This window comes from Nocardia sp. NPDC005745 (assembly GCF_040630775.1).
Taxonomy (GTDB): Bacteria; Actinomycetota; Actinomycetes; order Mycobacteriales; family Mycobacteriaceae; genus Nocardia.
The window spans coordinates 173,670-196,257 of record NZ_JBEXYF010000003.1 but is presented as its reverse complement, the minus strand read 5'-3'; the positions used below and the strand labels follow the sequence as shown (position 1 = coordinate 196,257).

Below are 22,588 nucleotides of genomic sequence, written 5' to 3'. Positions count from 1 at the left end.
ATCCCCGGAGAGTCTTCATGGCAACCGACGACCGAACCGCTCAGAACCCGAGTTTGCCCAACTGTTTGGGATCCCGCTGCCAGTCCTTGGCCACCTTCACGTGCAGGTTCAAATAGATCCGGGTGCCGAGGATGTGTTCGATCTGCTTGCGGGCGTTGGTGCCGACTTCTTTCAGGCGGGAGCCGCCCTTGCCGATGACGATGGCCTTCTGGCTGGGGCGCTCGACGTAGAGCAGGGCGTGTACGTCGAGCATGTCCTCGCGCTCCTCGTAGGGCAGGACTTCCTCGATGACCACGGCCAGTGAGTGCGGCAGTTCGTCGCGTACGCCTTCGAGCGCGGCCTCGCGGATGAGCTCGGCCATCAGCGTTTCCTCCGGCTCGTCGGTGATTTCGCCGTCGGGGTAGAACGCCGGGCCCTCCGGCATCTTCGAGGCGATGACGTCGACGAGGACCTCCACCTGCTCGCCCTTGACCGCCGACACCGGCACCACGTCGGCATCCGGGCCGAGTAGCTGGGAGACGGCCATCAGTTGTTCGGCGACCTGGTCGCGGCTTACCTTGTCGATCTTGGTGACCACGCCGAGCAGCGTGGTCTTCGGCGCCATCTGCCTGATCTGCTGCACGATCCAGCGGTCGCCCGGACCGATCTTCTCATCGGCCGGGATGCACAGCGCGATCACGTCGACTTCCGAATAGGTATCGCGCACAAGGTCGTTGAGCCGCTGACCGAGCAGGGTGCGTGGGCGGTGCAGGCCGGGGGTGTCGACCAGGATCAACTGCGTATGCTCGCGGTGCACGATGCCGCGAATCGTGTGCCTGGTGGTTTGCGGGCGCGACGAGGTGATCGCGATCTTCGCACCCACCAGCGCGTTGGTCAGCGTCGACTTGCCGGTGTTGGGGCGACCGACGAAACAGACGAATCCGGAACGGAACTCCCGCGCGTCAGCCACCGCGAACCTCGCCGGACTCGGCGCTCACCGCGTCGGCCGCGTCGGCGGAGTCGTCGACGACCTCGAACACCGCGCCGTCGCGGTCGGTGAAGATGATCCGCGCCTCCGCCGACACCTCACGCACCGCGGTCACACCGAAATCGGACAACCGCCCGCCGACCACGACGGCCGCCTCGAATCCCTCCGCGCCGCTGGACAACGCCGCCGCCACGGCGGCTTGCAGCGCCGTCAGTCGCAGTGCGGTCAACGTGACCTCACCGGCGGCGTAGGTGCGGCCGTCGGTATCCCGGATCGCCGCTCCGCTCGCCCCGCCGGTACGGCCGAGCGCGCCCCTGGCCAGCACCACCAGCTTGTTGTCCTCGGCGTCCAGTTCGGTCATTCGCTGTCTCCGTCCTCGTCGCGATCGGCAGGGATCTCCCGCTCCGATCCGTTGGCCTTGCGCTTGCCATTGGCATTGTCCCCGTTGGTCTTCCCCGCGGGGACCTTCTCGCGCGCTTTGCGTACCACTACGGTGTTCACTCGCATCCGGCCCCGCGCGTCCGCGCCGCCTTCGCCGCGCAGCACCAGCCCGTGCGCCTCGATCTTCGACCCGGGCAGCGGCACGCGCCCCAGCTCGTGTGCGAGCAGGCCGCCGACGGTGTCGACGTCCTCCTCGTCGATCTCCAATCCGTACAGCTCGCCGAGGTCCTCCACCGGCAACCGGGCCGAGACGCGGTAGCGGCCGTCACCGAGATCCTCGATGGGCGGGGTCTCGTCGGTGTCGTACTCGTCGGCGATCTCACCCACGATCTCCTCGAGCACGTCCTCGATGGTCACCAGCCCCGCGATGCCGCCGTACTCGTCCACCAGCAACGCCATGTGGTTGCGCCTGCGCTGCATCTCGTCGAGCAAGCTGTCCAGCGGTTTGGAGTCGGGCATGAACACCGCGGGCCGCATCACCTCGCGCACCCGTACCTTGCGGCTGCGATCGGTGTACGGCACCAAATCCTTCAGATAGACCACGCCGAGGATGTCGTCGACGTTCTCGCCGATCACCGGGATCCGCGAATGCCCGGAACGCACCGCCAGCGACATCGCCTGCGCCGCGGTCTTGTCCGCTTCGATCCACACCATCTCGGTGCGCGGCACCATCACCGCGCGCGCCGGTGTGTCGCCGAGTTCGAAGACCGACTGGATCATCCGCCGTTCGTCGTCGGCGACCACGCCGCGCTCACTGGCCATCTCGACCACCTCGCGCAGCTCGATCTCGGAAGCGAAGGGGCCGTTGCGAAAACCTTTACCCGGGGTGATCGCGTTACCGATGAGGATCAGCAGCCTGCTCAGGGGACCGAGCAGCGCGCCGATGAACTGCAGCGGCAAGGCCGCGGCCAGCGCGATGGAGTACGCGTGCTGCCGGCCCAGCGTACGCGGGCCGACGCCGATCACCACGTAGGACACCAGCACCATCACCAGCGCGGTGACCAGCAGCGCCCAGTTCTTCCCCCAGACCGTCATCAGCCCCGCAGCCAGCAGCACCGTGGCGCCGATCTCGCACAGGATGCGCAGCAGCACCATGAGATTCACGTAGCGCGCCCGGTCGGCGACGACCCGGCTCAACCGCACCGCGCCGGGCCGGTCGGCGCGCATCATGTCGTCGACGCGGGCGGGCGAGATCGTGTTCAGGGCGGAATCGACACCGGCGAAGACCCCACCCACCGAGATGAGCAGGACCGCGAGCAGAACGAGGGTCAGCGAATTCACGCTTGACCCGAGGAGTCACCCGGTGTGGTGAAGCCCGCCTTGCCCAGCAACCGCGCGTCGCGTTCGGCCAGCTCGGCGCGCCGCCGAGCTTCCCGCAGGCTCTCGTACCACTCCTCGAGCAGCCGGGCCTGCAACGCGAACATCTCCTTCTCCTCCTCCGGCTCGGCGTGGTCGTAGCCGAGCAGGTGCAGGACGCCGTGCACGGTGAGCAGGGCGAGTTCGTGGTCCAGGGAGTGCCCCGCCTTGCGGGCCTGCCCGGCGGCGAACTCCGGGCACAACACGATGTCGCCGAGCATGGACGGGCCGGGTTCGGGGCTGTCGGGCCGCCCGCCCGGCTCGAGCTCGTCCATCGGGAAGGACATGACGTCGGTCGGGCCGGGTAGGTCCATCCAGCGCATATGCAGATCGGCCATGGTGTCGAGATCGACGAGCACCATCGACAGCTCCGCGGCCGGGTGCACGTCCATCCGGGCGATCACGAACCGCGCGACGCTGACCAGCTCTTCTTCGGGTACGTCGATACCCGACTCGTTGGCGATCTCGATGCTCACCCGAACAGCCTACGATCCCCGCTATCGCGTCGGCGGAGCGGAGCCCCGCCCGGCGAGACGAGTTATCGCCGGTCCGACCGATTCGCCGCGCGGCGCTGCGCCCGGTTGCCCGCGTAATGCGGGGCGACCTGCGGGCGCGTCTGAGCCTCGAAACGGTCGTAGGCGTCGACGATGTCGGAGACCAGCCGGTGGCGGACCACGTCGCTGCTGGTCAGTTCCGCGAAGTGGATGTCTTCGATCTCGGTGAGGATCTCACTGGCGGCGCGCAGGCCGGACCGTGCGCCGGTCGGCAGATCGACCTGGGTCACGTCACCGGTCACCACGATCTTCGAGCCGAAGCCGAGGCGGGTGAGGAACATCTTCATCTGCTCGGCGGTGGTGTTCTGCGCCTCGTCCAGGATGATGAACGAATCGTTCAGTGTGCGTCCGCGCATGTAGGCCAGCGGCGCGACCTCGATGACGCCGGCCGCCATCAGCTTCGGAATGGCCTCCGGATCCATCATGTCGTGCAGCGCGTCGTAGAGCGGGCGCAGATACGGATCGATCTTCTCGTTCAGCGTGCCGGGCAGGAAGCCGAGCCGCTCCCCCGCCTCGACCGCAGGGCGGGTGAGGATGATCCGGTTGACCGACTTGGACTGTAGCGCCTGAACCGCCTTGGCCATGGCCAGATAGGTCTTGCCGGTACCGGCGGGGCCGATGCCGAACACGATGGTGTTGGCGTCGATCGCGTCGACGTAGCGCTTCTGGTTCAGCGTCTTGGGCCGGATGGTCTTGCCCCGCCGGGACAGGATGTCCAGGCTGAGCACTTCCGCCGGGGAGTCGCTGGAGCCCTCGGTGAGCATGGACACGGTGTGCCGAACGGCCTCGGGCGTCACCACGCGGTTGCGGCCGGTGAGCGCGACGAGCTGCTCGATCACCCGCTCGGCGAGCGCGACATCGGCCGCCTTGCCGGTGAGGGTCACGGAATTGCCGCGGACGTGAATGTCCGCGTCGAGCAGCGTTTCCAGTTCACGAAGGTTCTGGTCGGCCGAACCGAGGAAGGGGAACACGGATTCGGGAGCGAGTTCGATACTCGAGCGCACGGTGCGCGCTGCGGGACCCGAACCGTTGTCGCCGGCGCCGATGCCCGCCGCTGGGGTGGCCGGGTCGCCGATCTCGCCTTGTGTTCTCAAAAGTGGCTATAGCCTGCTTTCCGGTCTCGACTGCGGTATGGAGAGAAGTTTAACCCGCCCCACCGACACCGCCCAGTGAATATGCTGCGGGCGCAATCAGGTCCTCACGGGATTCCCCCACGTCGGCGCGCCCAATCCTCGGTGAAGTCACGAAAGCGTCGCACCGCCTCCGGTGGCGTCGCCGCGGCGGACCAGACCAGCCCCACCGCGCGAGCGGCGCCCGCGTCCGCCAGCGGCACCGTGGCCGGGCCCGACAGCGGTCGCGCCGACAGCGGGTCTTCGCCCGGCAGGATGGCCAGCCCCAACCCCGCCGACACCAGCCCGGCCACGGTGACGAGATCACTCGATTCGAACGCGATCCTCGGCCGGATATCCGCGGCGGCGCACAGTTCGTCGAAGATGCGCCGCATCCCGAAGCCGTGGTGCATGGTGACGAACTCCGCGGCGGCCACCTCCGCGAGCCGGACCTGCCGCCGCCCGGCCAACCGATGTTCCGGCGGCACCGCGAGGACCAGCGGCTGGCGCAGCACGGCGCGCCAGCCGATGCCCGCCGCGGCGGGACGTGGCGAGACGATGCCCAGATCGGCTTCGCCCGCGAGCACCCGCTCGGTCACCGCTTCGGCCGCGCCCTGCCACAAGGTGATCGTGATCCGGCCGGAAACGCGCCGGAAACCGCTGATCAGCTGCGGCACCAGCGAGCCGCCGAAAGAGTGCTGAAACGACAGCCGCAGCACGCCCCCGGCCGGATTGGACCGATCGGCGAGCGCCTGTTTCGCGGCGTCGAGTTCGGATTGCGCGCGGCGGGCGTGCTCGTAATAGATCCGCCCGTACTCGTTGAGGGTGATCCGCTTCCCGTGCCGATCGAACAGTTCGACACCCACCCTGCGTTCCAATCGGGCCAGCATGCGCGACAGCGTCGGCTGCGCGAGGTGCAACCGGTCCGCGGCCGCCCCCACCCGCTCCAGTTCGGCGAGTGTCGTGAACCACTCCAGATCCTCACCCAGCACGCTCCGGCCTCCCTATATGCGATCAGCGCATGAACTCGGCTCCCATTATTCATTTCCGTTCTCAACAACGGCTGGTGATGCTGTTCGAAAGGAGGAAGCCATGTCCACGACTTCGAGCGGGGTGGCACGGGACGCCGCCCACGACGGCAGGATCACCACCGCGCTGTTCGCGGCCGGCTTGACGACCTTCGCCTCCATGTACAGCGCCCAGGCGCTGCTTCCGAGCCTTTCGGCCGCGTTCGGCGCGACGCCCGCGCGAGCGGCGCTGGCGGTCTCGCTCACGACCGGATTCCTCGCGCTGACGATCATCCCGGTGAGCGCGCTCTCGTCGCGGATCGGCCGGACCAGGGTGATGACCGGTTCGGCCATCGCGGCGGCGGTGATCGGGCTGCTGCTACCGCTGAGCCCCTCATTGGATGTGCTGCTCGCCGGACGGGCGCTTCAGGGCGTCGCCCTGGCCGGTGTGCCCGCGGTGGCTATGGCATATCTGGCAGAGGAGATCGGCGGGGACGGGTTGGGCGCCGCGATGGGAATCTATGTGGCGGGCACCACGATCGGTGGGCTGGCCGGGCGGTTGATTCCGGCGTTCACCTCGGACCTCGCGTCCTGGCGGTGGGCGTTGGCAGTGGCCTCCCTCGCCGCCACGGCCTGCACGCTGTGGTTCGTCCGGCGGCTGCCGCCGTCTCGCGGCTTCGTCCCGCGGCCCGCCGGAATCCGCACGGTGCTCGGCGACCTGGGCGCCCAGTTGCGGCATCGCGGACTGCTCGCGCTGTTCGGGCTGGCGTTCGTGCTGATGGGCGGGTTCGTCTCGATGTACAACTATCTCGGCTACCGGCTGACCAGGGCGCCGTTCAGCCTGCCGGAAGCGCTGGCCGGGCTGGTGTTCGTGCTGTATCTGGCCGGAACGGCGGCCTCGGCGGCGTCCGGACGGCTGACCGATCGGATCGGCAGGCAGTGGGTGCTCACGATCTCACTGATGGCGATGACAATCGGGCTCGTCCTCACGATTCCCGATCACCTCGGTACCGTGATACTCGGCGTATCGCTCTACACCGCAGGGTTTTTCGGTGCGCATACCGCGGCGAGCGCATGGGTGGGCGCGATGGCCGAAGGCAATCGGGGTGCGGCGTCGTCGCTCTATCTGTTCGCCTACTACCTGGGCAGCGCGCTGGTCGGCGGCGCGGCGGGGATCGCTTACGCCCGAGCCGGATGGCTCGGCCTGACCTGCGGCATCGGCTTCCTGATGGTCCTCGCGGCGTTACTGCTCGGCGTATCGCATCGAGCGCAGCGTGGGGCGATGCGCGCCGCTCCCGCCTTGGAAGCGGCACCTGTCCGGGTCTGACCGAGCACCGCACCGATTGTCGCGCCACACGGGTGGATCGTCACCAGCGCGGTGTCAGCGCACCGAGGGCGCCGAGGGCGACCGCCGCCGCGGTGGAGGTACGCAGAACCGTCGGACCGAGCAAGGTCACGTCCGCGCCCGCCTCGGTCAAAGCGGCGAGTTCCGCGTCGTCCAGCCCGCCTTCCGGACCGACCACGAGGAAGATCTCGGTGGCGCCGGCGAAGGGCAACTCGGTGAAGCGAGCGGTACCGGATTCGTGCAGCGCCGCGACGATCGCACCGGCGGCCTTGGCCTTGCGGACCAGTTCCAGCAGCTCTTTTGTGCGGTGCAGGTCAGCGACTTCCGGGATGTAGGCGCGGCGGGACTGCCGGGCGGCCGCACGCGCCGCGGCCCGCCATTTGTCCACCCCTTTGGCCGCCTTGGCTTCCCAGTTCGCGACGCAGCGCGCGGCCTGCCAGGGGATGACGGCGTCGGCGCCCGCCTCGGTCATCAGCTCGACCGCCAGCTCGGAACGGTCGGATTTCGGCAGCGCCTGCACGACGGTCACCGGCGGCGTCGGCGGGGCCGCGAGCCTCCGGTCGCGCACCGCCAGCTCGAGCCGGTCACGGTGTGCGGCGACGACTTCCGATTCGGCGAGCACGCCGCGCCCATCGGAGAGGGTGATCGGCTCGCCGACCCGGATACGGCGCACCGTGGCGGCGTGCCTGCCCTCCGGTCCGTCGAGCACCGCGACCGCACCCGGCTCGGGCACCTCGTCGAGGTAGAAGACCGTCGCGGCCACCTAGCGCCCGCTGAACGAGGCGCGCAGCCGCGCGAACAGGCCGCTGTTGTGCTCGGACTGCGCCGACATCACCTCGGCGCGTTCGCGCTCGCGCATTCCCTTGTACTTGCGCAGCAGTTCGGTCTGCTTGCTGTCCAGCTTGGCCGGGATCACGATGTCCAGGTGCGCGAGCAGGTCGCCGCGCGCGCCGGAGCGCAGCCGCGGCATGCCGTGCCCGCGCAGCACCGAGATCTCGCCGGGCTGGGTGCCCGCCGGAATGGTCAGCTCGGTGGGGCCGTCGAGGATGGTGTCGATCACGACGGTGGTGCCCAGCGCCGCGTCGACCATCGGCACCCGGATGGTGCAGTGCAGATCGTCGCCGTCCCGGACGAAGACGTCGTGTGGCTGCTCGACGATCTCGACATACAGGTCACCCGCGTGACCGCCGCCCGGGCCGACCTCGCCCTGCGCGGCCAACCGCACCCGCATGCCGTTCGCGACGCCCGCGGGAATCGGGGCGGCGATCTCGCGGCGCGCCCGCACCCGGCCGTCACCACCGCACTTGTGGCAGGGGTCGGGGATGGTCTCACCCGCGCCGCGGCAGGTGGGGCACGGGCGCGAGGTCAGCACCTGGCCGAGGAAGGACCGTTGCACGGACTGGACTTCGCCCGCGCCGCCGCAGGTTTCGCAGCGCACCGGCTTGGAGTTGCCGTTGGTGCCGGAGCCCTGGCAGATGTCGCACAGGATCGCGGTGTCCACGGTGAGGTGCTTGGTCACGCCGACCGCGCATTCGGCCAGGCTGAGCCGGGTGCGGATCAGCGAGTCGGCGCCGGGCTGGACGCGGCCGCGCGGCTTGCGCGCGCCGGCCGATCCGCTCATGCCGCCGAAGAACGCCTCGAACACGTCGCCGAGCCCGCCGAAGCCCGCGCCGTTGAATCCGGCCCCGCCGCCGCCTGATTCCAGCGGGTCGCCGCCCATGTCGACGATGCGCCGCTTCTCCGGGTCCGACAGCACCTCGTAGGCGGTCGACACTTCCTTGAACCTGGCCTGCGCCGCCTCGTCGGGGTTGACGTCGGGGTGGAGCTCACGCGCCAGCTTGCGGTAGGCCCGCTTGATCTCCTGATCGGTCGCGTTCTTCGCGACGCCGAGCAGTCCGTAGTAGTCCCGTGCCACTTGAGTTCTCTAGTCCTTGGTCGTTCTCGACGGTGCCGCCGGTGCCCGCGCCGCGTTCGAAGCGCCCCGGCAACAGCATTAGTCTTGTGCACTCAACTTTATCCGGCCGAAAGGTCGAGCGTAGCAGTGGCGTCTCCCCGCGCTGGTCAGGTCAGCGCTCGGCGAGGACCTCGCCGATGTATCGGGCGACGGCCGCCACCGATGCGATCGTGCCCGGGTAGTCCATCCGGGTCGGGCCGAGCACCCCCATTCCGCCGAGCACCGCTCCCGCCGCGCCGTAGCCGGTGGACACCACCGAGGTGCCGCGCATCTGCTCTACCTGCGTCTCCTCGCCGATCCGCACCGTGACCGTCCCCGGATGCTGGGCTGCGGCGAGCAGCTTGAGCACGATGACCTGTTCTTCCAGCGCCTCCAGGACCGCGCGCAGCGAGCCGGGGAAACCGAAGTCGGCGGCGTTGCGGGTGAGGTTGGCGGTGCCGCCGAGCACCAGTCGCTCCTCCGGGTGCTCCACCAGGGTCTCCACCAGCACCGTGGACACCCGCACCAGCACGTCGCGCAGCCGCACCGGCGCGTGCTCGGGTAGCTCGGCGACCGCCGCCGAGGCCGAGGCCAGGCGTTTGCCGTCCATCGCGCCGCCGAGCATGCCGCGCAGCGCGGCCAGGTCCTCGTCATCGATCAGCGCGCCGAGTTCCACCAGGCGCTGGTCGACCCGGCCGGTGTCGGTGATCACCACCAGCAGCAGGCGCGCGGGATTGAGCGCGACCACCTCGATGTGGCGGACCGTGGACGCCGAGACCGTCGGGTACTGCACGACGGCGACCTGCCTGGTCAGCTGGGCCAGCAAACGCACGCCCCTGCGCAGCACGTCGTCGAGATCGACACCGGATTCCAGGAACTCCATGATCGCCCTGCGCTCCGCCGCCGACAGCGGCTTCACCTCGGAGATCCGATCGACGAACTGCCGATAGCCCTTGTCCGTCGGGATGCGCCCGGAGCTCGTGTGCGGCTGGGTGATGTAACCCTCGGCCTCGAGCACCGCCATGTCGTTGCGCACCGTCGCGCTGGAAACACCCAGGTTATGCCGCTCGACCAGTGTCTTCGACCCGATCGGCTCCTTGGTCGCGACATAGTCCGCGACGATCGCGCGCAGGACCTCGAAGCGCCGATCCTCGGTGCTCGACATCGGCCCCACCTCCTCGCTCTTCGTCTCCGATCACGCCGTACCCGGCGCCGACGCACCGCGGCCACCACGCATCGCAGGCGAATCACGGTTCGTCCGTTCCGTCAGTCTAATTGTCGGTACCCGGAGCGCTCGCCCGCAACGCCTCCTATATCAGCGGGGGACGGCGCCGTCGATCAGCGCGGCCACGGCGTCGGGCCGGGAGACCAGCGAGGCGTGCGAGGCGTCGATCTCACTGGTTCGGGCTCCCATTCGCTGGGCCATGAAGCGCTGGGAGGACGGCGGGATGACCCGGTCCGCCGCCGAGACCAGATACCAGCTCGGGGTGCCCGACCAGGAAGGCGGCCCGGAGGGCTCGAGGTTGGCCTTCACCGCGATGGAGTGCTGATGGGCGATCATGTCGGCCGCGGTCGCCGGCCCGACGTCCTGGGCGAAGACGGCGTTGAAGCTGTCGGGCGCGACATAACCGTCCACATTCTTCCCGGCGACACCCGTGACGTCGTCGACGACCTTCACCTGCAACGCGGGCGGCAGCAACTGGCTGCCCGGGAAGCGGATCGGGTCCAGCGCCGCCTGGGCCACCTCGCCCTGCACCGGTGCGAACGCCGCGATATAGACGAGGGATTCGACCTTCGGATCGCGCACGTTGCTGATCACGAAACCGCCGTAGGAGTGCCCCGCCAGCACGACGGGACCGCTGATCGTGTCCAGCGTGCGCTGCACGGCGGCCGCGTCGTAGGCGGGCCCGCGCAGCGGGTTCTCCGGCGTGACGACGCGATAGCCGCGCTCGCGCAGCACGGCGGCGACGCCGTCCCAGCTGGTGGTGTCGGCGAAGGCGCCGTGCACGAGCACGATGGTGGGCAGCGGCTGCGCCTGCGCGGGCGCGGCGGACACCGTGGCGGCGAGCGCGAGGGCGAGCGCGGCCACGGCGCGGCGCAGGCAATGTTTGCTCGTCATCGGTTCTGTTCTCCTCATTGCTTCAGGAACTCCAGCAGATCGGCGTCGAACGCCTTCTCGTAGTCGCCACACAGGCCGTGCGGGGCGCCCGGATACACCTTCAACCGGGCTCGGGGCAGCAATTTCGCCGTCTTGGCGCCCGCGGCGGCCAACGGCACGATCTGGTCGTCGTCACCGTGCGCCACCAGCACCGGGATGTCGATGCTCGGCAGCTCGGCGGTGAAATCGGTCTCGGAGAACGCCTTCACGCAGTCGAGCGCCCCCTTGAGCCCGACCTGCATGCCCATCAGCCAGAAGTGGTCGCGCAGCCCTTGCGAGACGGTCGATCCCGCGCGGTCGGCGCCGTAGAACGGGACCGACAGGTCCTTCCAGAATTGTGATCGATCGGCGGCCACACCGGCGCGGATGTCGTCGAACGCCGCGAGCGGCGTCCCTTCCGGATTGCCGCCGGTCCGCAGCATCAACGGCGGAACGGCACCGAGCAGCACGGCCTTGGCGACGCGCGAGGTGCCGTGCCTGGACAGGTACCTGGTCACCTCTCCGCCGCCGGTCGAGTGCCCGACCAGAGTCGCGTCCCTGACGTCCAGCTCGTTCAGCACCGCGGCGAGATCGTCGGCGTAGTGGTCCATGTCGTGCCCGTCCCACACGTCGCTGGAGCGGCCGTGCGCGCGCCGGTCGTGCGCGATGGCGCGATAGCCGTTGCTCGCCACCAGGTTCATCTGGTTGTCCCAGGCATCCCCGTTCAGCGGCCAGCCGTGGCTGAACACCACGGGACGTCCCGCTCCCCAGTCCTTGTAGTAGATCTCGACGCCATCGGTGGTGGTGATCGTCGGCATGGCAGTTCCCCTTCGATCTGGCTGGATGGTCGGATTACGCGTCACCGGACTCGTGGCCGCACCGGCGCGCCTCCTTGGCCGAACCGGAGCCGCGCTCGGTCGATCGCCGTTCGACAGCGTATGACGGGCGACCGCCGGAAAAACGACTCTCCGTGCACGATCTTCGGCTCAGAATGCACGGCCGGATCAGGGGTGTCCGTGCGAGGATTGCCGAGTCTGTCTCATTTGCGACGGAGGCTGTGATGACGGTCGTGTTCGATTCGGACACCATCGCGCCGCACGAGCGAATGGCCGCAGTGGCCGCGGCGCTACAGGAGGCATCGGTCCCGTCCCATGTGGTGCTGGACGGGCCGGACGAGCGTGTCCACGCCACGGTCGACCTGTGGCGGTTCGGCGAGGCGAGCATCTTCCGCACCCGTACCTCGGCCGTCCAGCTGGTCCGGACGCCGAAGCAGGTACGGACCTCACCCGCGCCGGTGCTGGCGGTCGCGGTGCAGCAGGCCGGCGAGGGTCGATACGACCAGGGTGACGTCCGGCGCGTGGTGCGACCGGGCGATCTGCACGTCATGGACCTGAACGCGCCCTACGATTTCGGCTGGCGCGGTGAGGGCGCCTCGACCTGCCTGCACGTGCCGCTGGATCGACTCGGCCTGCCCGCCGAGCTGATCGGTCAGGCCGCGACGAGGGTGCAGGACAGCCCGCACTACCGGCTGGTGGCCAACCACATCGTCCAGCTGACCGCCGACGCCGACGCGCTCAGCGCCGACCCGGCGGCCGCGCTGTCCGGCTGCGCCAGCATCGAGTTGATCCGGGGGCTGCTGTTGTCGGCGGGCGGCGACGACGGCAACGGGTCCGTCGTCCCGACCGACATCCTGCTGTCCCGCATCCGCGCCTATGTCCGGCGCAACCTGGCCGATCCCGACCTGGGCGCGCAACAGATCGCCAAGGCACACAACATGTCGGTCCGGCAGCTGTACAAGATCTGCGCGAACGCGGGGTACAGCCTGGAGCAGTGGATCATCAGCCAGCGGCTGGAGCAGGTGCGCGGCGATCTGGCGCGACCGGATCAGAAGCACCGGACGATCGCGATGATCGCGCGGCGCCGGGGTTTTCGCGATCCGAGCCATGTCGCCCGGCGTTTTCGCGCCGCCTACGGGCTCTCGCCTCGGGAATGGCGCAGGATCGCGCTCGTCACGGACGAGCCGTAGCGGTCAGCGGCGATCGGCGACTTTCGCTTGCTTGCCCGCCTCGGCATCGAGGCCGAGCATCGCGAGTAACGACTCGCAGTCGGCGGCGTTCTCCGCGTAGCTGGCGACGGTGCGGGCGGCGACGGCGCACTGGCGCGCATTCGCCGCTTTCTCCGCCGCTCGCGCTTCCGCGAATTCGCCCGGTTCATGGATCAGGGTGATGTGCCGTGCCGACGCCATATGTCTCCTTGGGGGTTACCCGCAGACTACGCGGCCGCTCGGCACCGCGTTACCGCAATGAGACGTAAAGTTCGTCGCCTCGATGAATTCGTGATCTTCCACCGCGATCATTCGAGCAGCTCGCGGACCACACCGTCGGCCAGGAGGCGGCCGCGATCGGTGAGGACGAGCTGGTCGTCGGCGGTGCGCGTAGCCAGGCCGTCGCCGACCACCCGGTCGACGGCGACGAGGGCGGAGGGGGCCAGATCGGCCAGCGGCAGGCCGGTGCGCAGCCGGACGGCGAGCATCACCCGCTCGGTGTACCGCTCGTCCGCGCTGAGGGCTTCCCAGCCCGCGGCGGGCAACGCGCCCGTGGCGGCTCGATCCGCGTACCGCGCGGGGTGCTTCACGTTCCACCACCGCACGCCGCCGACGTGACTGTGCGCGCCCGGACCGGCGCCGAGCCAGTCACCGCCGTCCCAGTAGCCGAGGTTGTGCCTGCAAACCGCGGCGTCGCCAGCGGCCCAGTTCGACACCTCGTACCAGTCGAGCCCCGCCGATCGCAGTCGCGCGTCGATCCGTTCGTAGCGGGCGGCGAGCACGTCGTCGTCCGGCGCGGGCAACTCGCCTCGGCGGACTCGCCGGGCCAGCGCGGTGCCGTCCTCCACGATCAGCGAGTAGGCCGAGACATGATCGACGCCCGCGGCGAGCACCGCGTCCAGGCTGGCGTCGAGATCGGCGTCCCGCTCGCCGGGCGTCCCGTAGATCAGGTCCAGGTTGACGTGCTCGAATCCCGCGGCGCGGGCTTCGCGCGCGGCGGCCACGGCGCGTCCGGGGGTGTGCGTGCGATCGAGCACCTTCAGCACGTGCGCCGCCGCGGACTGCATGCCCAGCGAGACCCTGGTGAACCCGGCCGCCCGGATGCGCTCGAAGAATTCCGGCGAGGTGGATTCCGGATTGGACTCCGTGGTGACCTCGGCACCGGCGGCGAGGGTGAACTCGGCGCGCACGGCGTCCAGCACCGCGGCGAGCCCGTCACCGCCGAGCAGGGAGGGCGTCCCTCCGCCGACGAAGACGGTGCGGACCTCCGGCGTAGGGCTCGGCAGCGCGGCGAAATCCCGCGCTGCGGCGGCCAGCTCCTCCCGCAACGCCGCCGCCCAGGACTGCGGCGACGCGGACGTGCCGAGTTCGCCCGCGGTGTAGGTGTTGAAGTCGCAGTAGCCGCAGCGCGTGGCGCAGAACGGCACGTGCACGTAGATCCCGAACGGCCCGCCGCCGAAATCGCGCAACACCGGCACGGACGTGTCGGTGCTCGCGGACGCGACGGAAGAATTCACCTGTCCAGTGTGAACGTCGCCGGCCGCGCGCCGACGTCCGGGACTCCGCCGCGCGCCGAGCGACCTCGAATTCCGGCTCGGGCCGATCGGCGCGGTGAGGCCCCGGCCGTCGTGCCCGGTGGATCGGGACTCGTCGTGCACCGTTGGATCAGGAGTCGACGACCCCGTCGATCGAGGGAATGACCTGGCCCGATGGTGACCGTCTCAGTCCGGCACGACCGGCGTGTTCTGGTTGGCGGTGAGCAACCAGCGGCCGTCCTCCTTGGACATCACGTACATCGGACTGCCTTCGCTGTCCAGCGCGCCGTCCGGGGTGAAGTAGCGCTGGCGCACCTTGACCGCGGCCACGTCGGGCCGGATGAACAGCACGTGCTCGACCTCGTAGGTCGCCGTGCCGTGCGCGGTGGCCCCCGGCAGCACCCGGGCGGTGAATTCGGCGATGGCGGCGCGGCCGTAGAGTCGGCGGCCGTGTCCGGTGGTCCAGATCGCGTCCTCCCGGAACAGCGCGACGAATTCGTCGACCAGTTCGTTCCGCTGGGCGTGCTGGACGCTCGCGACGACCGCACGGATGGCCTCGGTCTCTGCGGCGGTGTCTACCGCTGGGGTACTCATGGCGGCGAGCGTGCTACCTCGAGCCGACTCGAGGTCAAGCGGCGTGCGCAGCATCACGAACGATGCGGCGGTCGTATCACCCGCCCGGTACGGGCCCGAACTATGACTGCCGTCACAAACCGGGTCGAACGTCCAGGGGATTTCCCGCGAAATGGCGGGAAATACCGGACGGGGGTCGGAAGGCCCTCGCTGACGTGGCACAATAGGCCGCATGCGCGCTTTGGAGATTCGACTTGTGGCACGTCGCCACGTCGATTACAAGCGCGTCTGTAGCGCCTGCTGTCTGCCTCGTTCCCCTCGGTAGTTCAGCGCGCCCCGATCCCGGGTCCCCGGCGATCCCGACTTCATCGGCCCGCTGACACCGCAGGCGTGAGTCAGCCCCTCACGCCCTTCAGCAGGATGTACCACCCACCCCGCAGGAGCGACCCCATGACGTCGAGCACCGACGCCGGTCCGACCGATCAGCCCACGCCCGAATCCCAGCCCGGGCATCGAGCGCGTCCCGACCGCCCGGCCTCCGAACGCCGCGTCCGCCCGGATCGCCCGCGTCCCGAGGCGACCTCCACCGGCCCGCGCGTGCGCACCGGCAAGCCCGTTCGCCGCAAGGCCGAGGGCCAGTGGGCGCTGGGCTACCGCGAACCGCTGAACCCGAACGAACAGTCCAAGAAGGACGACAACCCGCTCAACGTCCGCGCCCGGATCGAGAACATCTACGCCAAGACCGGCTTCGACGGGATCGACAAGGGTGACCTGCGCGGCCGGTTCCGCTGGTGGGGCCTGTACACCCAGCGAGAGCAGGGCTACGACGGCACCTGGACCGGCGACGAGAACATCGATCTGCTCGAAGCCGAGTACTTCATGATGCGCGTGCGCTGTGACGGCGGCGCGCTGAATCTCGCGCAACTGCGCACGCTCGGTCAGATCTCCACCGAGTTCGCCCGCGACACCGCGGATCTGTCCGACCGGGAGAACGTGCAGTACCACTGGATCGAGGTGGAGAACGTCCCCGAGATCTGGAAGCGCATCGAAGCGGTCGGACTGAAGACCACCGAGGCGTGCGGCGACTGCCCGCGCGTGGTGCTCGGGTCCCCGCTGGCGGGCGAGTCGCTGGACGAGGTCATCGACCCGACGCCCGCCATCGAGGAGATCGTGCGCCGCTACATCGGCAAGAAGGAGTACTCCAACCTGCCGCGCAAGTTCAAGACCGCGATCTCCGGCCAGCAGGACGTGGTGCACGAGATCAACGACGTGGCGTTCATCGGTGTCGAGCACCCCGAGCACGGCCCCGGCCTGGATCTGTGGGTCGGCGGCGGCCTGTCCACCAACCCGATGCTCGCCCAGCGGGTGGGCGTGTGGGTGCCGCTGGACGAGGTGCCGGACGTGTGGGAAGCCGTCGTGTCGGTGTTCCGCGACTACGGCTACCGCCGCCTGCGCACCAAGGCGCGCCTGAAGTTCCTGATCAAGGACTGGGGCATCGAGAAGTTCCGCCAGGTGCTCGAGGACGAGTACCTGAAGCGCAAGCTGATCGACGGTCCCGCGCCGCAGCAGCCGACCAAGCCGATCGACCACGTCGGCGTGCAGCGGCTGCGCAACGGGCTCAACGCCGTCGGCTTCTCCCCCATCGCGGGCCGGGTGTCGGGCACCGTCCTGACCAAGGTCGCCGACGCGGTGGAGCGGATCGGCTCCGATCGCGTCCGGTTCACCCCGTATCAAAAGCTGATCGTGCTCGACGTCCCCGACGACAAGGTCGACGCGCTGATCGACGAGCTCGAGCCGCTCGGCCTGCAGGCGCGGCCCTCGCTGTGGCGGCGCAATCTGATGGCCTGCACCGGCATCGAGTTCTGCAAGCTCTCCTTCGCCGAGACCCGCAAGCGCTCCCAGGCGCTGGTGCCGGAGCTGGAGGAACGGCTCGCTGATCTGAACGCGCAGCTGGACGTCCCGATCACGATCAACATCAACGGCTGCCCGAACTCCTGCGCCCGCTCGCAGATCGCCGACATCGGGTTCAAGGGACAGCTGGTCGACGACGGCAACGGGAATCACGTCGAGGGCTTCCAGGTTCACCTCGGTGGCAGCCTCGGCTTCGACAGCGCCTTCGGGCGCAAACTGCGCCAGCACAAGGTGACCACCCAGGAACTGGGCGACTACATCGACCGTGTGGTGCGCAACTTCGTCAAGCAACGTACCGACGGCGAAAGGTTCGCCCAGTGGGCGGTCCGCGCCGACGAGGCCGACCTGAGATAAGTGTCGACGGGAGATCAACTGTGACAACCCAACTCGCGGAAAAACTGTCCGAGGACGAACTCCGCGCCATCGCCGCGCGCGGTGCCGCCGAACTGGACGGCGCCTCGGCGACCGAACTCCTGCAGTGGACCGAGGACACCTTCGGCACGAACTACATCGTGGCCTCCAACATGCAGGACGGAGTGCTGGTGCACCTCGCGGCGGGCATCCGCGCCGGCGTCGACGTGCTGTTCCTGGACACCGGCTACCACTTCGCCGAGACCATCGGCACCCGGGACGCGGTGGAGGCCGTGTACGGGGTGAACGTGATCAACGCGCGGCCGGAACACACGGTGGCCGAACAGGATCAGCTGCTCGGCAAGGATCTGTTCGCCCGAGAGCCGAACGAGTGCTGCCGGTTGCGCAAGGTCGTCCCGTTGCAGAAGTCGCTCGCGGGGTACAACGCCTGGGTCACCGGCATCCGCCGGGTGGAGGCGCCGACCAGGGCGAACGCGCCGCTGGTCTCGTTCGACGAGGCGTTCGGACTGGTGAAGATCAACCCGATCGCGCCGTGGTCCGACGACGAGATGCAGGACTACATCGAGAAGCACGGCATCCTCGTCAACCCCCTGGTGGAGGAGGGGTATCCATCCATCGGCTGCGCTCCGTGCACACGGAAGCCGGAGCCGGGAGCCGATCCGCGAAGCGGCCGTTGGGCCGGCCTCGCCAAGACCGAATGCGGGTTGCACACCGCATGACCGAGTCAGGGCCCGGAGGAGGCAGCCCGCGTAACCACGTAGGGCCCCTCGGGCATGCGAAGAAGGACACAGCATGACCGAAACCATCCAACGTTCGTTCGGCATCACCGATTTCGACACCCTCGCCGCGCTGGAGTCCGAGGCGATCCACATCTTCCGCGAGGTGGGGGGCGAGTTCGAGCGGCCGGTGATCCTGTTCTCCGGCGGCAAGGACTCCACCGTGCTGCTGCATCTGGCGCTCAAGGCGTTCTGGCCGGCGCCGCTGCCGTTCGCGCTGCTGCACGTGGACACCGGGCACAACCTGCCGGAGGTGCTGGAGTTCCGGGACAAGGTGGTCGAGCGCTACGGCCTGCGCCTGCACGTGGCGAAGGTGGAGGACTACCTCGCCGACGGCAGGCTCACCGAGCGCCCGGACGGCATCCGCAATCCCTTGCAGACCGTCCCGCTGCTGGACGCGATCAGCGAGCACCGGTTCGACGCCGTGTTCGGCGGCGGACGCCGCGACGAGGAGCGCTCGCGCGCCAAGGAGCGCATCTTCTCACTGCGCAACGCCTTCGGCCAGTGGGATCCCAAGCGCCAGCGCCCCGAGCTGTGGAACCTGTACAACGGGCGCCACGCGCCGGGCGAGCACGTGCGGGTGTTCCCGCTGAGCAACTGGACCGAGCTGGACATCTGGCGCTACATCGCCCGCGAGGACATCGATCTGGCGAGCATCTACTACGCGCACGAGCGTCCGGTGTACCTGCGCGACGGCATGTGGATGACACCCGGCGTGTGGGGCGGCCCGCGCGAGGGCGAGGTGCTGGAGACCAGGTCGGTGCGCTATCGCACCGTGGGCGACGGCTCCACCACCGGCGCCGTCCTTTCCGACGCGGCCGACAACGAGGCGATCCTCGCCGAGGTCGCCGCGTCCCGACTGACCGAACGTGGTGCGACCCGCGGCGACGACCGGGTTTCCGAAGCCGCGATGGAAGACCGCAAGCGAGAGGGTTATTTCTGACATGTCCGACCTATTGAGGCTGGCCACCGCCGGTTCTGTCGACGACGGCAAGTCCACTCTGGTCGGACGCCTGCTCTACGACACGAAATCCGTTCTGGCCGACCAGATCGACGCCGTCACCCGCGCGTCGGTGGACAAGGGTCTCGCCACACCGGATCTCTCGCTGCTCGTGGACGGGTTGCGCGCGGAACGCGAACAGGGCATCACCATCGATGTCGCCTACCGCTACTTCGCCACTCCCCGCCGCTCTTTCGTGCTCGCGGACACCCCGGGGCACGTGCAGTACACCCGCAACACCGTGTCCGGCGCGTCCACCGCGCAGCTGGTGATCCTGCTCGTGGACGCGCGCAAGGGCGTCATCGAGCAGACCCGCAGGCATGCCGCCGTGCTCGCGCTGCTCGGCGTGCCGAAACTGGTCCTCGCGGTGAACAAGATCGATCTGGTGGACGACGCCGCCGCCGTGTTCGCCGCCATCTCCGCGGAGTTCAACGAACTCACCAGCACGCTGGGCTGGTCGAGCGAGGACGTGCTGGAGATCCCGGTCTCGGCGCTGCACGGCGACAACATCGCCTCCCGGTCGGACAACACCCCGTACTACAACGGCCCCTCGCTGATCGAGCACCTGGAATCGGTGCCGGTGGACGCGGACAGCACCGGCAGTCACGCGCTGGGCCTGCGGTTCCCCGTACAGTACGTGATCCGGCCGCGCACTGCCGAATACCCGGACTATCGCGGGTACGCCGGACAGATCGCGGCGGGCGCGGTGGCTCCGGGCGACGAGGTCGTGGTGCTGCCCTCGGGCATCCGCACGACCGTCGAGCGGATCGACACCCCGGACGGCGAACTCGCGGTGGCGCAGACCGGGCGCAGTGTCACGCTGATCCTGGCCGACGACGTCGACATCTCACGGGGCGACATCATCGCCTCGGCCGCCGACGCGCCGGAACCGGTCGACACCTTCGACGCCACCGTGTGCTGGCTGGGTGACAAGCCGCTGCGGCCGGGTGCGCGACTGCTGCTCAAGCACGGCACCCGCACCACCCAGGCGATCGTCGGCACGCTGCTGGAGCGCTTCGACGAGCAGCGGCTCGCGGCAGATCCGAGCCCGGAGGCATTGGAACTCAACGACATCGGGCGCATCTCGGTGCGGGTCGCCGAGCCCATCCCGGCCGACGACTACCGGGCGAACCGGCACACCGGCAGCTTCCTGCTGATCGACCCGGCCGGTGGCAACACGCTGGCGGCCGGTCTGGTCGGTGACGTGCTGTCCACCGTAGAGGTCGGCACCGGAGCCTGATATGGCAGCGCGGCGAGCACTTTTCGGCACTCCGCCCGCGGGCCGTCCGGGCTGCGCGACGGCCCGGGCCGGGCTCGGCGGGAGCGCACCGCGATCGCCCGCGCTGATCGCGGTGGCCCACGGCAGTCGTGATCCGCGCTCGGCCGCGACGGTCGCGGAGGTGGTCGGCGCGGTTGCGGCCGCGCGGCCGGAGCTCGACGTCCGTACGGCGTTCCTCGATCTCACCGCCCCGTCGGTCGAACAGGTCGTGGATGCCGTTGCCGCCGAAGGTCATACGCATGCAGTGGTGACACCGCTGCTGCTCGGCAGCGCCTTCCACGCCAGGGTCGACCTGCCCGGACTGCTCGCCGCGGCAGGCGCGCGCCATCCCGGACTGCGGTTGACCCAAGCCGACGTGCTCGGCGTGGACGCCGGATTGGTCGGTGCGTTGCGCGACCGGGTCCTCGCCGCTAGTAGCGCCGTGCACGCCTCAGCGGCCCGGCGCCTGGGTGTCGCGGTCGCGGCGGTCGGATCGTCGTCGGCCGCGGCCAATGCCCGGACCGCCGAAGTGGCCGCCCGTTTGGCCGCCCGCACCGGCTGGCCTACCGAGATCTGCTTCGCGACCACCGAACCGTCCGTCTCGGAGGCGGTCTCGCGACTGCACGCCCGCGGCGCGGACCACGTGCTGGTCGCGCCATGGTTCCTCGCACCCGGCCTGCTGACCGATCGCCTGGCCCACGCCGCGCCCCAGGCCACCCACGCCGATGTGCTCGGCGCGCATCCGGCCCTCACTCAGGTCGTCCTGGATCGCTACCACGCGGCGATCGCGGAGACGCGCGCGCTTTCGGCCTGACGGCGTACGCGAGAACGGCCGCGGACGACGGCTCCTGCTCTCTCTCCCGGCGACCATGCCGCCGTTCCGTCGGCGGCGCCGCATGCTAGGAACATGGCATGGCCGAGTCGTTCCGCACCACCTCCTGCGCCAGCCACGGACACCCCGAGTTCACCGTCGTTTTCACCGAGCCGCAGCTGACCGGCATGGAGACCTGGTTGCTGTCCTACTTGGAATCCACTGTCGCGGCGGGCACGCGATACCACCCCGGCGAGACGATCCGCATCGGCTGGAATCTGGTCCGGGTACGCGGCCGCGACGACGGCACACTGGGGCTGGCCGAACGCACCGATGCGCAGAATTGGGTCGAGCAGGTCGATCGCACCCTGCGTGACGTCTGGTTCCAGCGCGAAGTCGCGGCCGGCGTCGGCCTGGCCGACCACCTCGACTTTCCCGGCGAGGATCAGCAGGCGATCGTCTCGTCGTGCGGGCTCGAGTCGCCGGTGCTGGTGCTGGCCCGCACCGCGACGAAGGACCCGGATTCCTCCGGTTGGTCGGTCGAGTGCTTCGAAGACCACGCGCACCGCACGTCGTACTACACCACCCTGCTCGAACTGGCCGCCGCCATGCCGTTCGCGGTGCAGTTCTTCGCCCTTCCGGTCGCGACGACGGTGCTGATCGAAAGCCCCGAGATCACGCCCACCGGCGCCATCCGGCCCCACATCGTGGACGCGGACGGCGTGGAACTGCCCCCGATCCCTGGCTCTTACCTGGACTACCTGGTGAACGGTTCGCCGAACGACTAGCCGGACGTCGCGAGCAGATCCGCCACGACGGCGCGCGCGGTCGCGACCCCCGACTCATCGCCCATCTGACGGGCCGTGTGCGCCGCGCCGATCACCGCGTCCAGTTCGAACGCCACGGCATCGGCCGCCCGGCCACCGAGATGCCCCTGCTCTTGGGCCCGGCGAATCTGCTCCACCAAGAACGCGAGCCAGTCCCGGCGGTCTTCGGCGATGGCATCGCGCACCGGTCCCGGTCTGCTGTCGAACTCGGCGAGGGTCGCTACGCGGAAGCACCCACCGGGAAACGCCGGCTGGACCACCTGACCGATCCAGCGCTCGACCAGGGCGCACAGGCGCGGTAGTCCGGCGGGCTCGCTCAGGCTCGGCGTGATGACCTCGTCGATGAAGACCTGCCGCGCGGACTTCACCGCCGCGAGCTGCAAGCTCTCCTTGCTGCCGAAGAGGGTGGCGATCCCGCTCTTGCTCAGTCCCAGATCTGTGGCCAATCGGCCGATGCTGACGCCGTTCAATCCTTCGACGGACGCCACGTCGGCGGCGCGGCGCGCGATCGACGCCCGCGCCCGAGCGCCTTTCGCCAAGCGCTGATCGGTGCCGCGCGGCGGGTCGCCCGCGGTGACGGACTCGGTCATGACCTCATTCTTCCACTCCCCTGTTGCACATACGAACGTATG

The 22,588-nt window shown here is 69.4% G+C and carries 24 protein-coding genes; 9 read left to right on the top strand and 15 right to left on the bottom strand.

Annotated features, from left to right (window positions below):
- Nucleotides 1-40: 40 nt before the first annotated feature.
- The 6 genes from era to ABZ420_RS05205 all read right to left on the bottom strand — a co-directional run bounded on the left by era (nucleotide 41) and on the right by ABZ420_RS05205 (nucleotide 5,419).
- Entirely contained in the window at nucleotides 41-949 is a 909-nt protein-coding gene (gene era / locus ABZ420_RS05230) for a GTPase Era (protein ID WP_357117247.1), read from the bottom strand.
- Entirely contained in the window at nucleotides 942-1,328 is a 387-nt protein-coding gene (locus ABZ420_RS05225; protein WP_040865610.1) for a hypothetical protein, read from the bottom strand. The genes era and ABZ420_RS05225 overlap by 8 nt, the downstream gene beginning before the upstream one ends.
- Complete coding sequence (locus ABZ420_RS05220; RefSeq protein ID WP_357117245.1) at nucleotides 1,325-2,689, bottom strand: hemolysin family protein; 1,365 nt, start codon at nucleotides 2,687-2,689, stop codon at nucleotides 1,325-1,327. The genes ABZ420_RS05225 and ABZ420_RS05220 overlap by 4 nt, the downstream gene beginning before the upstream one ends.
- Nucleotides 2,686-3,240, bottom strand: coding sequence for an rRNA maturation RNase YbeY (ybeY, locus tag ABZ420_RS05215; protein ID WP_040865608.1), 555 nt, complete (start codon nucleotides 3,238-3,240; stop codon nucleotides 2,686-2,688). The genes ABZ420_RS05220 and ybeY overlap by 4 nt, the downstream gene beginning before the upstream one ends.
- A gap of 62 nt (nucleotides 3,241-3,302) precedes the next feature.
- On the bottom strand, nucleotides 3,303-4,364 hold the full coding sequence (locus tag ABZ420_RS05210) for a PhoH family protein (RefSeq protein ID WP_357038113.1): 1,062 nt from the start codon (nucleotides 4,362-4,364) through the stop codon (nucleotides 3,303-3,305).
- Between the two features lie 152 nt (nucleotides 4,365-4,516).
- The gene (locus tag ABZ420_RS05205; RefSeq protein WP_357117242.1) at nucleotides 4,517-5,419 is read right to left on the bottom strand and encodes a LysR family transcriptional regulator; all 903 of its coding nucleotides are present in this window, start codon (nucleotides 5,417-5,419) and stop codon (nucleotides 4,517-4,519) included.
- Between the two features lie 100 nt (nucleotides 5,420-5,519).
- Between ABZ420_RS05205 and ABZ420_RS05200 the strand changes: the two genes are divergently transcribed.
- Nucleotides 5,520-6,761, top strand: a complete 1,242-nt coding sequence (locus tag ABZ420_RS05200) for an MFS transporter (protein WP_357117240.1) — start codon at nucleotides 5,520-5,522, stop codon at nucleotides 6,759-6,761.
- 40 nt (nucleotides 6,762-6,801) lie between these two features.
- Here the strand turns inward: ABZ420_RS05200 and ABZ420_RS05195 are convergent, their stop codons facing one another.
- The 5 genes from ABZ420_RS05195 to ABZ420_RS05175 form a co-directional block, all read right to left on the bottom strand.
- A complete protein-coding gene (locus ABZ420_RS05195) occupies nucleotides 6,802-7,542 on the bottom strand; it encodes a 16S rRNA (uracil(1498)-N(3))-methyltransferase (protein WP_357117238.1) in 741 nt (246 codons plus the stop codon).
- Nucleotides 7,543-8,694: a molecular chaperone DnaJ gene (dnaJ, locus tag ABZ420_RS05190; RefSeq protein WP_040865605.1), complete on the bottom strand. Its 1,152-nt coding sequence runs from the start codon at nucleotides 8,692-8,694 to the stop codon at nucleotides 7,543-7,545. It abuts the gene before it with no gap.
- A gap of 151 nt (nucleotides 8,695-8,845) precedes the next feature.
- Nucleotides 8,846-9,877, bottom strand: coding sequence for a heat-inducible transcriptional repressor HrcA (gene hrcA, locus ABZ420_RS05185; protein WP_062969765.1), 1,032 nt, complete (start codon nucleotides 9,875-9,877; stop codon nucleotides 8,846-8,848).
- 150 nt (nucleotides 9,878-10,027) lie between these two features.
- Nucleotides 10,028-10,831: an alpha/beta hydrolase gene (locus ABZ420_RS05180; RefSeq protein WP_357117236.1), complete on the bottom strand. Its 804-nt coding sequence runs from the start codon at nucleotides 10,829-10,831 to the stop codon at nucleotides 10,028-10,030.
- Nucleotides 10,832-10,845: 14 nt separating this feature from the next.
- On the bottom strand, nucleotides 10,846-11,667 hold the full coding sequence (locus ABZ420_RS05175; RefSeq protein WP_357117234.1) for an alpha/beta hydrolase: 822 nt from the start codon (nucleotides 11,665-11,667) through the stop codon (nucleotides 10,846-10,848).
- A 242-nt stretch (nucleotides 11,668-11,909) separates the two neighbouring features.
- On the opposite strand from ABZ420_RS05175, the gene ABZ420_RS05170 reads away from it, so the two are divergent.
- Nucleotides 11,910-12,875 (top strand): helix-turn-helix domain-containing protein, encoded by a 966-nt coding sequence (locus tag ABZ420_RS05170; RefSeq protein WP_357117232.1) that lies wholly within the window; start codon nucleotides 11,910-11,912, stop codon nucleotides 12,873-12,875.
- 3 nt (nucleotides 12,876-12,878) lie between these two features.
- Here the strand turns inward: ABZ420_RS05170 and ABZ420_RS05165 are convergent, their stop codons facing one another.
- From ABZ420_RS05165 to ABZ420_RS05155, 3 genes are all read right to left on the bottom strand, one after another.
- A complete protein-coding gene (locus tag ABZ420_RS05165) occupies nucleotides 12,879-13,094 on the bottom strand; it encodes a hypothetical protein (protein ID WP_357117230.1) in 216 nt (71 codons plus the stop codon).
- 107 nt (nucleotides 13,095-13,201) lie between these two features.
- The gene (hemW, locus tag ABZ420_RS05160; protein WP_357117429.1) at nucleotides 13,202-14,365 is read right to left on the bottom strand and encodes a radical SAM family heme chaperone HemW; all 1,164 of its coding nucleotides are present in this window, start codon (nucleotides 14,363-14,365) and stop codon (nucleotides 13,202-13,204) included.
- A gap of 249 nt (nucleotides 14,366-14,614) precedes the next feature.
- A complete protein-coding gene (locus ABZ420_RS05155) occupies nucleotides 14,615-15,022 on the bottom strand; it encodes an SgcJ/EcaC family oxidoreductase (protein ID WP_357117228.1) in 408 nt (135 codons plus the stop codon).
- A 211-nt stretch (nucleotides 15,023-15,233) separates the two neighbouring features.
- Between ABZ420_RS05155 and ABZ420_RS05150 the strand changes: the two genes are divergently transcribed.
- From ABZ420_RS05150 to ABZ420_RS05120, 7 genes are all read left to right on the top strand, one after another.
- Nucleotides 15,234-15,326 (top strand): Ms4527A family Cys-rich leader peptide, encoded by a 93-nt coding sequence (locus ABZ420_RS05150; RefSeq protein ID WP_357037344.1) that lies wholly within the window; start codon nucleotides 15,234-15,236, stop codon nucleotides 15,324-15,326.
- Between the two features lie 125 nt (nucleotides 15,327-15,451).
- Nucleotides 15,452-17,266, top strand: coding sequence for a nitrite/sulfite reductase (locus tag ABZ420_RS05145; RefSeq protein WP_357117226.1), 1,815 nt, complete (start codon nucleotides 15,452-15,454; stop codon nucleotides 17,264-17,266).
- A 20-nt stretch (nucleotides 17,267-17,286) separates the two neighbouring features.
- Entirely contained in the window at nucleotides 17,287-18,003 is a 717-nt protein-coding gene (locus tag ABZ420_RS05140) for a phosphoadenylyl-sulfate reductase (RefSeq protein WP_062969769.1), read from the top strand.
- A 73-nt stretch (nucleotides 18,004-18,076) separates the two neighbouring features.
- Nucleotides 18,077-19,003 carry a sulfate adenylyltransferase subunit CysD gene (cysD, locus tag ABZ420_RS05135; RefSeq protein WP_357117224.1) on the top strand — a complete coding sequence of 309 codons (927 nt, stop codon included), beginning with the start codon at nucleotides 18,077-18,079 and terminating at the stop codon, nucleotides 19,001-19,003.
- Nucleotide 19,004: 1 nt separating this feature from the next.
- Nucleotides 19,005-20,300, top strand: coding sequence for a GTP-binding protein (locus tag ABZ420_RS05130; RefSeq protein WP_357117222.1), 1,296 nt, complete (start codon nucleotides 19,005-19,007; stop codon nucleotides 20,298-20,300).
- A gap of 1 nt (nucleotide 20,301) precedes the next feature.
- Nucleotides 20,302-21,132 (top strand): sirohydrochlorin chelatase, encoded by an 831-nt coding sequence (locus ABZ420_RS05125; RefSeq protein WP_357117220.1) that lies wholly within the window; start codon nucleotides 20,302-20,304, stop codon nucleotides 21,130-21,132.
- 98 nt (nucleotides 21,133-21,230) lie between these two features.
- A complete protein-coding gene (locus ABZ420_RS05120) occupies nucleotides 21,231-21,917 on the top strand; it encodes a hypothetical protein (RefSeq protein ID WP_357117218.1) in 687 nt (228 codons plus the stop codon).
- On the opposite strand, the gene ABZ420_RS05115 is transcribed toward ABZ420_RS05120, so the two are convergent.
- Nucleotides 21,914-22,546, bottom strand: coding sequence for a TetR/AcrR family transcriptional regulator (locus ABZ420_RS05115; protein ID WP_357117216.1), 633 nt, complete (start codon nucleotides 22,544-22,546; stop codon nucleotides 21,914-21,916). The genes ABZ420_RS05120 and ABZ420_RS05115 overlap by 4 nt on opposite strands.
- Nucleotides 22,547-22,588 lie beyond the last annotated feature (42 nt).